Below are 14,145 nucleotides of genomic sequence, written 5' to 3'. Positions count from 1 at the left end.
GGAATGCTGAGTTGAAAACAAGCAGGCTTCAGGCATGAAAGTTGGCAATGTTAAGTAGATTCTGGTTGTTTTTTACGTGGTAAGGAATTATGTCAAACCTGCGTGCTGTGAGGGTTTAATGCCATGAAACCTTAAAATGAGAATGAATTAGCGATCGCTAGATATTTACCACTACCAAGATTCTTATGGCGGTGGATGCAGTCCCGCCGAGGTCAGAAGGCGACGCAAGTTAACGACTCCAACCCGATTTAATTGCAGAGCTGACACCGTTGCTCGACCACAGGGAGTTTTACCAATAACCTGTGTAAAATCATCGTTTCAGCTAAAATGCTCTGACCAAAGCTGCTGACGAGGATGAAACAGTGCCACCTCAAGTTTTGTTTCTGGATCGCAATAGCTGGTTTTAGTATGCTTTCGACCATTGCAGCCATAACACGACCAAGCTAAATTTTCTACAAAGGTTGAGCCGATCCAAATTAAGAACAGATGTGCTTTTAGAATTACCCAAGGAATGTTTATAACGACCAAAAAGCAGGTTATTAATCATGCGTTTAAGTTTTTGCATAAATCTGCTTCGGTTTGATTAGTTTTTATTAAAATATAAATCTTAATAATATGTTATATTATTCATCTCATTCTTAAAACGGATTATTAGTAAAACAATTAACTAAAATAGACAGATAATTTAAGTATGATTTTCTCGTCGGAAATTTGACGTTAGCAAAAAGATATAAAAATATGCCTTGAATAGTAAAGCTTTGAGTTAGAGCAGACAGACTTTAGTTTTTAATAGCTGATGTTTGGAGAGTTTTAATCAACACTAATCATACTGTAGGTAGATCCAAAACAAATGAGAAAATATTCAAAATAGAGTTACAAATATTAATAATTTCTGATCGTGGATGAAATCTTGTGTAGCTGCTTCTGGAGATGGAAAAATGGTTTTTATGGAAAGTAAACGCTTGCTCTTCGTTGCTGACTTTCCATCTGTACAGCAGGGTAAAGACTTTTCTCAAACTTTAGTCCAAATACCACCGTCACCGCATTGCGAAGTTTGTGTAATTGTTCCAGTTCGCAATGAAGCTCAGATGTTGGCAGCAACCCTTACTGCCCTGATACATCAAGTTGATTTACAAGGACAGCTTTTAGATCCCAGACGCTACGAGATAATTTTGTTGGCAAATAATTGTAGCGATGAGTCAGCAGCTATAGCCCGGAGTTTCGCCCAAGAACATCCAGATATAGCACTGCATGTAGTGGAAAAAACTCTGCCTCCTGCACAAGCTTATATTGGTCGAGTGCGTCAGATTTTAATGGATGAAGCACACCGCCGTTTGTGTAGCTTAGGACGCACAAGGGGAGTAATCGCTTCAACTGATGGAGACTCGCAGGTAAGCCCAACTTGGATTGCTGCCAATCTGTATGAAATTAACTGTGGTGCTGATGCTGTAGGTGGGCGAATTCTTGTTGAACGGACTGGTCGTGCGGGTCTACACCCTTACGCCAGAGCTTGCTATCTGCGTGAAGTGGGCTACCGCTATTTAATAACCGAGTTAGAAACTTATCTCGATCCCGACCCTGATGACAGCTTTCCCCGCCACTATCAACACTATGGAGCAAGTTTGGCAGTAACAGCAGAAATGTATGCACTGGCGGGAGGCTTACCACCAGTGCGGACTCCTGAAGATGAAGCTTTTTACCGTGCTTTAGTACGGGTAAATGCCCGTTTTCGCCATAGTTCTTTAGTGCGAGTAGTAACTTCGGCCAGACAAATTGGACGTACCAATGTTGGTTTAGCAAATCAGCTGAATGAATGGATAGAAATGGGACGGCAACAACAACCATTTGTAGTCGAGCCAGCAGGGGCTATCGAAACTCGTTTTGTTGCCCGCCGTCAATTACGAGTGATGTGGTGGTGCGTTCTTAATGGCTATCAACCAGATCGCAATAGCGTCGTATCCTTGGCAGAGATGCTGGGAGTTTCAGTCCAATGGCTTTTAGAAAAATTAACCCAACCTTATACCTTTGGTCAGTTGTTTGAACAAGTCGAAGAACGCCAGCAGTCAGAACAAATTTGGGCTTCGCGCTGGAAATTTGTGGAAATTGAACAAGCAATTGGAGACTTGCGCTTGCGTCTTGAGAGTTTACGGCTCAGTTACAGCAAACTCCACGGAAATTCGACCCAGGATGATTTGGAACTAACTAAAGAGCTTTACCCTACGAAAAGCCTAGAAAATAGGGGTTTTAAACCCTCGATCTAAGCGCGTCACAAAACAACCAATCACACAGAGCGTCGGGAGGAATGCGCGGTTGAGGTAGCAAATGCTACGTCAACCAATCTCTTTTCGGACATACAGACAACCTGTTTCTGATGAGCAATTCTGCGATAGCGAAGCGGTAGCGAGTATTCGAGCGTCGCGTCTTGATTCTGACGCCTTGGCGGAGCGTTTCCGGCTCCGCTCCTGAATTCTTCTTCAACCGAAAATTATTGCACGCTGTACGTGATAGCGTCGGCGTCGGGTAGTTTACACTCGCTCGAATAAATCAAGTCGATATTCTTCATCCCGTTGACCTTTTAAATGCCGCAGTTTATTTGGGGTCAACTCAAAAAACGAGTCATGAACTTCATCTCCACTCAATGGATAATCACGGGCATAAAGTATCCAATGAACTAAAAGTAGATGTCCTCCAGGTTCCAAGTGTTCCAGAATATACTGTTGGGATTTTTTCAGGTCTTCCCAGCACCAGTAATAGCCAACTTCTGAGACTAGGGTCAAATCAAACATTTCATCAGGATATTGCTCTGGGACACGCATAATCTGGAACTTGATATTGGAGAGATGCTGACAGCGCTCTTTTGCTCTATTCTGCGCCAATTTTGATACATCAACTGAGAGCAGTGAGTCACAACGTTCTTGCAGTTTTTCAGTTAAAACGCCAATGGAACCACCGATTTCAAAGGCAGACCGATAGCGGTCTTTGGGTAAAGCTGCAATTGTGGCAGCATATTTGTTAGCTTCGTAAATACTTGTCTCAAACTTCCACGGGTCTGGATTTTCGCTGTAGAGTTTATCAAAGTAGCTGGGTGGTAGGGAATTAGATTGTAACGGGTTCATCGGTTTTCCTCTATATAAACTTCCCAAGGATGAGTAAAATTTGCTAACATTTCGGGAGTTAGGCGAAAGCCTTCTGGATCGTCATCAATTAAGTCTGTAGTTTGGGAACGATAAGCAGCGATCGCTTGCTGTTTCAACTCCACCACTGCGCTAATATTCAATCGCCAAGTTGTCACCTCAAGAGGTACTGGCAGACTCTCTCGTTGGTCAAAGTCCCAATCCCAAATCGGATACTCAATCAATCGGGGGGATAAGGGCAAGTCATTCAGCACTGTGTGAATTAACTTCCACGTCGCTCGGTGGTCTGTATGAGGGTCATATCGCCAGGGTAAAAAGATAATTTGTGGGGCGATTTCTGTAATGTAAGCACGACAACTAGCTACTGCACTTTGATACTGTGTTGAAATTGACCCATCCTGCATTCTACAGAAGGTGACATCATTCACCTCTACACCCAGCAATTTTAATGCTGATAGCGTTTCTGCTTCCCGCAGAGCTAGGAGTCTAGCTGCGGGATATTTCTGGGAACGAGGGTGTGAAAGAGTACCATCACTGATGACTAACACTTGCACATGACAATTTAAAGACCGTAATAGAGCGATCGCACCTCCACAACCTAATGTCTCATCATCAGGATGGGGTGCAACAATCAGTACCGGGCTACAAGCGATCTCGTTAACTGAACGCCAGGGCAAAACATTAGGATTGTCTAGTGGTAATGCAATCAAGCCAAATTCATTCATCATTCCAAAGTATTGAAGCCGGATTACTTTCATGCAAAACATATTGCCCGACATTTGCCAAGGCTGCATCAAAAGCAGGTTGACGCAGATATAGAGTCAAATCTCGGATAATTCGTTCCATCGGATTTGGTGGTAGTAAGCCGCGAGTTCCCACAGAACGTTGACACAAATGCATCACATCAATGCAAATTTGTTCAATTGCTGTCCTGACCATGTTGGCATAGGCGACGAGTTGGTTTGCTTGCGGGTGAACAATAGTGGGATCGCCACCAAACACTGGTGCATAGGCTGCTACTCGATCCGCAGCCCCCCGCAGCCAGAGATTACCACTTTCAATGGCGATCGCCATTCTGCCAAGCCGTTCCTGTTGATATGGATCGTTTGTATATTCCAACTTTTGTAGATACTGACGAGTTAGGTTAAACAGTGCTTCTGCTCCACCTAGTTGCACAGCAGCAAACCGAATTACCCCAACAGATAACCAAGGCTGTCGATAGTAATCTCCTGGCTGGCCGATTAAATAGCTCCGATCCAACTCGACACCGCTAAAATCCACTTTGTAACTAGCAGTAGCTCGCATCCCAGAAGGTTGCCACCAAGCGGGATCGCTAAGAGTTGTCACTTCGTCCATTGGCACAATGCACATTTGCCAACCGCCCTCTGGCAATACTCCATTCACGAAAGGACGTTCAACATAGCCAGTACCACTACAAAACGTTTTAGAACCTTCCAGCCGATAACGCCCATTCTCACAAGGAATTATCTTCACACCATCAGAGGCTTCAGCATTCCAAACGCCAAATATTTTCTGGCGATCGCGGGCATCATCAGCGCAGCTTGCGATCTGTTCTATCGAACCAAAGGTCTGAATCAGTTGTAGGGCGTTGATATGTCCTTCATAAATTCGCCCAACTGCCAGATTGCCATGCCCTATCTGCTTTAATAGCATTAAAAGCTCGTAGGTAACATTAGCATCAATTCCTGCACCCCATCCGCCTAATTCTTTCGCTAATGGTGCAGCCAATAACCCAGCCTTAGCAATTAGCTCAAACTCTTGCTTGGGAAAAGCAGTATTGCAATCGATTGCAGTGGCATTGTTTAAACAATAATCCGCAATTTCTGCGGCACGTTTGAGATCCAGAGCAATGTTGGAACTATGCCATTTTGGGATGACGACATTCTTTAATAATTGGATGCTAATAGCCGACTCCTTTCTGTAATATTTCTTTATATCTTGTTAATAATAATTAAATTAAATAAGTTAACATCTCTATCTTTTGTATGATTATATACCTAACAAAAGGGAGATTATTATATGCATAAATTATTTTTTGCGTAGGACAATGGAGTATACTTTAATTTTAGCAGAATCACCAGAGTTTAACCATCAACTCTCATCTGCCAATATTAAACGTGCCAAATTAGAAGAATTTCATTAAGCAGCGTATAACTATTCAGGTAGAGCGTATGATGCAACTTTTGAACTGATGGATGCGATATTGCTGACGCGAAACGCTTACAGTTTGGTAGATTTATTGCTATCATTGAATGTCTGCTTGATTAAGAGTAGCGTTAAGTAGGCCGGCAGACAATACTTGTCGGGTTTTGGGGGAAGGAGAAAAGGTAAAGAACCCTTAACTCTTATCCTTTAGCCCTTTCCCAACAATGAACGAGGCTAAAATCCTCTTCCTTCCTGCCCGATCCCAACTACTTAAATCTTACTAAAAATTGCTTTTATCTCAGAACTTTTAGTAGTAAAGTAGATATAAAACAACCCATCTTCTATTGGTTTTTCTAAAACTTTAGCATAAATATCAGCGCTTAATTCTTTTGAATAATTTGGTGATAAAACTAATTTAATATTACTGAATAAAGAAGGGATGACATCTTTTTCTATATCCTTGGGACGTACCTCGGCTCCCTTTGTGGAAAGTTTAACTAAATTGCCTTGAAAAAGGGTTTTATCAATGTGCTTTTCATCTAAAATTGTATATTCTATTGGTATTGCTTCAGCTAAGGGTAGCAATCTTTCTTCTTCTTGAGTTAGAAAGAGATTGTATTTTCCAATAATCCCGCTAACTTCGTAAATATTTATCGGTAGTTTAATTCCTTTTACTTGTACTTGCTTTTGTCCACAGATTTTAACAATTGACTCTACTTCTTTAAATGTCGATTCTGAAATAACAATCTGTCCTCCAATTGTATAGGATTCAATACGATAGGTGAGATTCACCTGGCCACCGACTACACCATATTTGGTTCGGATATAAGAACCAATATTTCCAACAACAACTTCGCCGGTGTTGACAGCTATTCCCATTTCTAATGGTGGCAGATTCCACTGCTGCATCTTTTCATTTATACTCATCATTGCTAACTGCATAGCGATCGCACAAGCAATAGCCCTTATAGTGTCGTCTTCTTTGGCAGTAGGCGCACCAAACAATACTAAAATACCATCGCCTGTAAACTCATCAATGGTTCCTTGATATTGGGTAATGATATCTGCCATTGATGCTAAATAAAAGTTGAGAATTTGAACAACCTTTTCCGGGGGTAATTGTTCCGAAATACTGGTAAATCCTCTTAAATCGGAGACGAGTATGGTGATTTTACGCCGTTCGCCCCCAAGCTGTAAACCTTTTGGGCTTTCTAATAAGGTAGTGACTACTTCTTTGCTTAAGTAACGCCCAAATGTATAACGAATTTCTCCAGCAGTACGGGCGATGTAGACTGTAATGGCGATCGCAGATCCCAACAATGCTAATAATGGTGGTACTACAGGTATCCACCAACTGGCGATAAAGGCTGTATATGTACTAGCCAATAGCACACCTGCTGCCAAAATTGGGCTAGTTATTTTCTGGAAGGATAAAAATTTTATCCCACCTGCATATCGCCATTGCCAAGTTAGACTTGCACCCACAAAAGACCACAAAAAAATCCATCCTATTTCTATTGGCTGCGACCAACTCTTAATTAGTGGGCGACCTGCTGTAGCTGCACTGATAATTTGGCTAGCCATATTCGCGTGAATCTCTACCCCAGGCATAGGTTCGGGAGAAGTCAACAAATCACTACTATAGGGAGTGAAAAATAAATCCTCAAAACTCTCGCTGACGTTACCAATCAAAATAATGCGATCGCGTCCCCATTCTGGTGGTACCTTGTCTTCTAAAATATCTGTCATCGTGACTGTAGAAAAGCGTTTGGCTGGCCCCCTGTAATTTATTAAAATTTGGTAGCCACGGTCATCAGCTCGCACATAGCCACCATCATTAGCAGCAAAAGGGATAAATCTTGTCTTTCCTAACTGCCAATTTTTTGTCTGTCCAGAAGTTTGGGGTGCAATACCTTCGGCATCGAGATAAAGTAAAGCTAAATATAATGCAAAACTGTAAATAGTCTCTCCATTTTTATCTGTTAAGTAGAGCAAACTGCGTCTTACCTTTTTATCTGGATCTAAAACCAAATCATTTGCACCTACTTGCCCTTTATCTTTGAGTGCTGGTGGCGGGTCAATTGGCTCGCGTTGGTTATCTCCTACCACTCTTTGAATCCCGACTAAATTAGGGGTAGATGTAAATACTTTGGTTAATTCTTGATGTCCTGGTTCTACAGGTAAATCGCGGTAGATATCTAAACCAATAGCTCGTGGTTTCCTGGCTTTTAATTTTTGCAACAATTGAGCATACAGACCATCTGGAACGATTGGCTGACGAATTTTTTTCATGTCTGCAAGATTTACTCCCACAATGACAATTCGATCGTCGGGTGCTTCTTGGGGTCGCAGACGCATATATCCATCAAAAGCCTCCAACTCCCAAGGCTGCATTAAACCAGCAAAGCGTAATAAGATGACTACACCAGCCACACTAGGAGTAGTAATCAAAACACCGCGCCATTGCCACAGTAGCTTTTTCCACTTTCTCCAGATCATCTTGTTTGTACCAAAATTAATTTTTCCGGGTAGCAAAGTAGCCGTTTTAACTTTGCTGATATTTAGCTGTACTGAGGTTAGGGATCGCTCGTGCAGCAGTCAAGGAAAGGTTCTTTGGCGATCGCCTCTAAACCGACTGATTGTAAAAGTTCTTCCCATTCAGTTGGCTTCTGGCGGCGCAATTGAGCAACGGTATTCAGTGCTTCCTGCCAAATTTGAGACTTTGCATAAATTTTTGCCTGTTCCAGAAGTCCTGCCCCAGCTAGCTGATTTTTCAGGGATGAACTTACTTCAGTACGCTGGAGTAATCCCTTGACAAATTGATCCTGAGAGCGGTCTTGAAAATCGCAAATCATCGTGAAGTACCATCGATAATACTTGCCAATTTGGAGAGAAACATTTGCTGGTAATTCCAGTTTAATGATGCCAGGAGTACTAGGCAGTTTAAAAGTTGTCAGATAAACCTGATTGCCAGCTTCATCTGTCAAAGCCAATTCTCCAGATTGGGCAGTATTTTGAGGAATGTACCAATATAGTGTTGGATTGGCTGCAACCGTTTTCCCAAAATTATTTTTTGACGGCATCAAAGGCGTTATCGGTATTCCTCTCTCATCGATACAAGAAGAGCCACGCGTTCCTCCACCCAATGTTTGAGAGGGCGCTCCTCGGTCATCTACAGGTGGGAATTTGAGACTGACTTTCCACTCCACGTTGGATGGCGATCGCCGTGATGGCAAGCCAGCAAAAGTGACAATGGTGGGAGAAAGTGCGCTAACAAGGATCGCTAAAAACAGAAAAGATTTTGGTAAATTCATGATCCACGTAAAGACTTCTATTGAATGTAAATCTTTGAAGCAGTAAATCAGTCTTTTCAGAAGTATACTTGAGTGCTGTTAGCGGATAGCTAAAGTTTAGCCCGTGCTGAGTCAAGAGGCAGAGCCTCTTGGAACTCGTTCCTAGCCTCCAGGCTGGGAACGAGGGTACAATAAGTCTTTGGGCTTTACAAGCGTGCCATTCCGCTCCCAGTTAATTGGATAATTTATTTTCTGGAAGTCCCTTACCAGGGATTGCCGACGAGCGTGAAACCGCTCCAATAATAAGGATGAGCAAATTCTTTGTCTCCTATTTGTCTTAACTCCGGCGGTAAAGGAAAACTCTGACTCGCTGTTACCAACTGACCCTTCTCTAGTCGCACCTGGCCCTTGAGCATCGCTACCTGTGCTTGCCGTAGAGCCTCGGCTTTGATGGGAGTTTCTTTCAATTTCTCGTAGAAACTTGTCATTAGTCCCATTGTGCTTTCATCGTTGACAGACCATAGACTGCCCATCGCTGATTTCACTCCTGCTAACACCGCCAAACCTGCAAATCCCAACTCCGCTTCTGGGTTGCCTAATGCTGTACGACAGGCACTCAAAACCAATAGTTCCACTGGTGGCTGACTTAACTTCAACTGCTGCAATTGGCTAATTAGTAATTTGCTATACCAAAACTCAATATAGGATTTATTGATATTACCAGGCTGAAAGTTGGCATGGGTAGAGAAATGGACAATACCAAACGTCTGTAAAGCGCGGGCTTGTTTGAGCTTTTCCACTGTGAAGTTTTCGTTGAGGAAAGACTTACCAGACCACAATTGACTAACGATTAAAGACAACTCTACTGAAGCTGCTGGTAAAGGCTTTTGATCGGGGAAGCGATCGGCTCCCATCGCTAAGACTTGCTGATTTCTCACATCCGCATAGCGAGTGTCAGTAAGTGATAGGCTGGGCATAAGACCAACGCTGTATCTTTCCACAATAAACCCTTGTCCGTCATGCAGGGCGGCGATGGGCAGGGAGCGTAAACCCGCGTCCATCAAAAAGCTGAGATTCGTGATTTTTTGAGCTTGTAAATCCTTTTCCAAAGGCCCAAGCAGCCACTTATAGAGCTTTTGAGCCAAAGCTAGATATGGGGGAGAGCGTTGAATGTTAGTGATAGCTGCTTGGAATTCTTGAGCGTTTTTGAGGACTTGCTCTCGCGTCGCTCCCTTAATCTGCCGTCTGATTGGTGTTCCAGAGGAAGTGACCATCACTAGTTCGAGCTGGTAGTTACCTTGAGCTTGTTGCGTAGTGGGTTGTACTTGCTGTCGGCGCTGCTCCAAACTTTGAGAATTGAACTCCCAGATAGGTTGTGGTTGCTTAACAGTCTCCTCTGGTTGAGATTTGGAGTCTTGCTCGGTTTTGGGTTGAAATAAGACATAAATCAGGGCAGGTTTAATGCCAGTGGCTTGTTCAATTCGGCGCAATATAGCCTGAGCTTCTTTTAGGGTTTTGATGCGGGCATTGCTGATGCCCAAATGGTTCTCAAAGGTCTTGGTGAAGGCTTCCTCCAGTTCTGGTAGGTTGGTGTCAGTTGCTGGTGTGGAGGCAAAGGTTACTTGTAGTGGCTGCGTAACAGGGAAGGGATTGCTGAGATCGACGGGATTAAAATTAACAAGTGGAGTCTCAGTTGCAGGTGGAGGGGGGATAATAGAGATTTTCCCGCCAACGATCGCACCAGCTGTACCATTTACCGAGGCATTGCCAATCTGAAACGGATTTAAGTTGCCTCCCCCATGCCGGATCGTGATGTCTCCGCCACTGTTACCGCCAAGGCTGGAAATGCTAGCCAGACTGCTGTTGCTGTCGGTGAAGGTGTCTGTGACTCGGAAAAATTGTCTAGCGGTAATATCTATGTCACCGCCTCTACCGTTTTTCCCACCTTGGGCGTTAATCTGGGTAGCTTGAATGTCACGGCTGGAGTCAAGGGTGATATTGCCACCGTTGCCGAAACTACTGCTGGAATCAATTGCGCCAGTGGTAATATTGGTGGCAGCTTTGGCGATGATGGCACCACCGTTAACTCCTGAGCTGTTCAGGTTGCCCGTGGAAATGGCATCGCCGCTTTCGAGAGCGATCGCTCCTCCATTCCCAGTTGTAGAACTAGTATTGAGAGTTCCCGCACTGGTATTGATATTGCCACTGGTACTGGTTATTCTAATTTCCCGACCTTGATTTACTACATCGCCAGTGGTAATGTTTTGGTTGGCTTGCAGGTTAAGGGTGGCATTGTCAGCTCCAGTGAGTTGAAATCCACTAGTATTGATGGAACCTGAGCCAAAGGGCGATCGCAAAGTAACCGGATCGTTGAAAGTCACATCACCTGCCAAGGTAATGCTACCGCTGCTGTTATCTCGCCCGATCGATATTTGAGAAAAGCCATTTTGCCAGGTGTTTAATTTACTGGCATTTAGATTTAAACGGGCATCGTTAATGTTGCCACCCAAGGTAATGCCTAAGCTAGGAGTCCGAGGCTGCAACTGAAGGATACCAGTACCTTTGATTTGGGTGGAGCCAAGGAAGTTCATTTCATCAGCAGTGAGGGCGATCGTACCGCTGCCTGTTCCAGTGGGGTTAATCGAACTGTTCTTAATGCTAATTCCTTCTGTGCTGTTTCTACTAGCACCTTCTAAGGTTATATTTCCTGTTGCCGTCGATTCCACTTCTGCGCCGTCTTCCAGTAAAATGCCGAAGTTACGATTTCCCGCTCCATTACCGCCAGTACCCGTGAGGTTGATATTTCCATTGGCTGAACTGACTTTGGAATTGCGACCGATATATATCCCCTCACTAATATCAGTCCCGACTCCGGCAATCCCCTCTAGAGCAATTGTCCCCGTTTTAGTCGCGGTGATGGCGCTACTGTTTACTTCAATGCCGTCGTTGTCCCTACCTCCTCTGGCGTTACTAGTACCTTGGAGTGTAATCCTCCCAGTACCAGTGGAACTCACCAGGCTATTGTTAAGCTGAATCCCGTTGTTATTGTTTCCATTCCCGTAGCTTATGCCTGTTAAGCTGATATCTCCATTTTCAGCCATGATGCTGCTATTATTCAGCAAAATGCCTTTCTGCTCGCTCGCATCAGCGTTGTTTCCCTGACCTTTAATTGAAATATTGCCACTTCCAGAGTTGAGAGTAGCTCCATTAAGGCTGACTCCAATGGGATTTGCTGCTGTTCCTTGTGCTGGCTCGTTTAAGGGGTTACTACTACCGCCCAGAACTATATTGCCTCCATTAGAATCGATCGCAGCACCGCTTTTGATAGCGATCGCTCCTCCATTGATACCGTCTCGATTTGCATTGAGGGTGACATCCAACTTCCCCACACCACTGGCTGTTAGCTTGGCATTTGAGTTGATAAAAATACTGTTATTAGCTTCTAGCGTTAGATTTGTATTGGCAGTACCCGTTGTGCCGATGTTGGCATTGATGTTGATATTGCGATCGGCAGCTAATTTCAACGAAGAACCGCTACTCCAGGAGATTGGATTGCTGACTGTAATATCTCCTTTACCAGCCAAACCCGATGTTGTCGAAACGGTAACATTACTCAAAGCTAGTTGATTTTGTAGCCTAGTCGAGTTGAGATTAGAAGAGGTTGTGGTGGTGTCAGCAAATATCCCCCTACCGAAGGTCATACTGGCGGTATCCATCGCGCTGCTGATGGTGATATCAGTCGGATCTAGCAGGAGCGTGCCGACTTCTCCCGCAGGCGATCGCAAATCAACTAAGCCTTGAAATAAGAGCAATCCCTTGCTAGATACTTCTACTAACCCGCCATTCCCAGTATTAAGCCCGCCGATGGCGTCGATCTTACCAAAGAACTGAGTGTTATTATCTGACCAAACGATCGCCCGACCGCCATCACCGTTTCGCAGGGCGTTAGCATTAATTACTGAATCGCTGCTAACAAATGTCTGTAAGGCATTGGGGAAGATACCTTGACCTTTGTAATCTCCCCCAATCCGAACGATGCCGCCACCAGATGTGCCAGAGGCATTAATGTTAGCACCAATCAATCCGACGCGATCGCCCAAGACGTTTACTGTACCACCTGTCTGCATAACTCCTGTATTGGAAACATCTAGGGTTCCAGAAGCGATCGTAGTTCCTGCGGCAGTTGGGATAGTTGTACCAGATCGTGTTAACTGTACTGTGCCAGCATCTAAATTAGGTCTTACACCCAGATTTAGTCCCTTAGCCCCTTGGGTTAACAGCGTTGGCAAATCCAGAGGGTTAATTGCTAGGTGTTGGTCTGTTGTATTTCTTGGTAGTTCTAGCTCTAAACTCAGCAGGTTTCCTGCTTGAGAGATCCGAATCAGGTTTGTTCCCGGTACTGCTGCAAGAGTGATATTGCCGCCAGGTGCGCTCAATGTAGCCGTATTGATAATACTTCCACCGATTAAAGCCAGATTGTATCCTTCTAAAACTGACAAACTACCAGCATTGATAATAGTCCCAGGATTGGCGAAATCAAAGGCAAACCCAGAGGGATTACCATTTAAATTGGAGTAATCATTTTTACCGACTGCATTAAACCAAAAACGATTGTCAAAACCAATTGCTGTAGCAGTCGTTACTGTAAAATCAGCCGGAAGGTTAATTTGGGCATTCGGCCCAAAAATGACTCCTGCTGGATTCATAATGAATAAGTTGGAATTTCCTCCAGTTACCTGAATCAATCCATTGATGGTTGAAGGATCTCCACCGACAACTCGTGTGAGAATATTGTGAATATCGGGATTCGCGAGAAAATTGGCAATCTGCTCTTGATTGAGTCCAAATTTCTCCAAGCTGTGAAATAGATTCGCCCGATCGCCAGAAAGTTTACCTCCTTGGATATCGATGCGATTACCCTCTTGAGTTACAACTGTCCCCGTCCCATCATTAGCTGGAACAATCGATTGTCCAAGTACGGGTTTGGCAGCAATGCTCCCTAACCAGAAGCATAGGGTGAGCGCGATCGGCAATGCAGCATTCTGACTTCTAAACACCAGTTGCTTTTGCTGACAAAGACGCTGTAAGTAGCTTGCTTCCCCAAAGGAGTACAAGTGCGCAATTACCGACGCTCGATGACTCGCTACCGCTGACGCTCGATGACTCGCTAACGCTGCGCTAACGCTAACGCCAACGTACTGCCTTACCAACGGACTATTTCCTTTTGACTTTTGATTTTTTCTGTTCACTGCCAATTCCCCAAGCTTAAAGTTGATAATTCACTTGGAATAAAAGCCATCATCTATGAGCATTATTGCTATGTGCGATCGCCATAATTCTAGTGGTGCGCTACACAAACTTTTCCTCGTAGCCAGCAGAGGGGAAAGAACACTTGCGAACTATCTTCTTTTTGTCCAAAGTCCAAACAGTAGATATCTTTAAAATAGTATCATTCTAATATATAAAAATCTTAGAGAATCTTTTTACACAAAAATATGAGCAACATACTTAATTATCTTGAAGACAATCCTAAAAAACAAAGTTTTTGATTA

At 43.8% G+C, this 14,145-nt stretch carries 9 protein-coding genes; 2 read left to right on the top strand and 7 right to left on the bottom strand.

Annotation, left to right across the window (positions count from 1 at the left end; genetic code table 11):
• Positions 1-318: 318 nt before the first annotated feature.
• Positions 319-528 carry a hypothetical protein gene (locus RM049_RS21275; RefSeq protein WP_322672801.1) on the bottom strand — a complete coding sequence of 70 codons (210 nt, stop codon included), beginning with the start codon at positions 526-528 and terminating at the stop codon, positions 319-321.
• Between the two features lie 410 nt (positions 529-938).
• Between RM049_RS21275 and RM049_RS21270 the strand changes: the two genes are divergently transcribed.
• Together RM049_RS21270 and RM049_RS21265 are read left to right on the top strand one after the other, a co-directional pair.
• Positions 939-2,261, top strand: coding sequence for a glycosyltransferase family A protein (locus RM049_RS21270; protein WP_322705577.1), 1,323 nt, complete (start codon positions 939-941; stop codon positions 2,259-2,261).
• Between the two features lie 61 nt (positions 2,262-2,322).
• Complete coding sequence (locus tag RM049_RS21265) at positions 2,323-2,466, top strand: hypothetical protein (protein WP_322705576.1); 144 nt, start codon at positions 2,323-2,325, stop codon at positions 2,464-2,466.
• Positions 2,467-2,525: 59 nt separating this feature from the next.
• On the opposite strand, the gene RM049_RS21260 is transcribed toward RM049_RS21265, so the two are convergent.
• The 6 genes from RM049_RS21260 to RM049_RS21235 form a co-directional block, all read right to left on the bottom strand.
• Complete coding sequence (locus tag RM049_RS21260) at positions 2,526-3,116, bottom strand: class I SAM-dependent DNA methyltransferase (protein WP_322705575.1); 591 nt, start codon at positions 3,114-3,116, stop codon at positions 2,526-2,528.
• Positions 3,113-3,862 (bottom strand): PIG-L family deacetylase, encoded by a 750-nt coding sequence (locus tag RM049_RS21255; RefSeq protein WP_322705574.1) that lies wholly within the window; start codon positions 3,860-3,862, stop codon positions 3,113-3,115. Before RM049_RS21255 ends, RM049_RS21260 begins: the two co-directional genes overlap by 4 nt.
• Positions 3,852-4,976 (bottom strand): acyl-CoA dehydrogenase family protein, encoded by a 1,125-nt coding sequence (locus RM049_RS21250; RefSeq protein ID WP_322672842.1) that lies wholly within the window; start codon positions 4,974-4,976, stop codon positions 3,852-3,854. Before RM049_RS21250 ends, RM049_RS21255 begins: the two co-directional genes overlap by 11 nt.
• Positions 4,977-5,570: 594 nt before the next feature.
• Positions 5,571-7,799: an adenylate/guanylate cyclase domain-containing protein gene (locus RM049_RS21245; RefSeq protein WP_322705573.1), complete on the bottom strand. Its 2,229-nt coding sequence runs from the start codon at positions 7,797-7,799 to the stop codon at positions 5,571-5,573.
• Positions 7,800-7,876: 77 nt separating this feature from the next.
• A complete protein-coding gene (locus RM049_RS21240; RefSeq protein ID WP_322705572.1) occupies positions 7,877-8,614 on the bottom strand; it encodes a DUF928 domain-containing protein in 738 nt (245 codons plus the stop codon).
• Between the two features lie 242 nt (positions 8,615-8,856).
• On the bottom strand, positions 8,857-13,842 hold the full coding sequence (locus tag RM049_RS21235; protein WP_322705571.1) for a CHAT domain-containing protein: 4,986 nt from the start codon (positions 13,840-13,842) through the stop codon (positions 8,857-8,859).
• Between the last annotated feature and the right edge of the window lie 303 nt (positions 13,843-14,145).

The organism is Nostoc sp. DedQUE04, assembly GCF_034530995.1.
GTDB lineage: Bacteria > Cyanobacteriota > Cyanobacteriia > Cyanobacteriales > Nostocaceae > Nostoc.
This window is presented reverse-complemented; position numbering and strand designations above follow the sequence as displayed.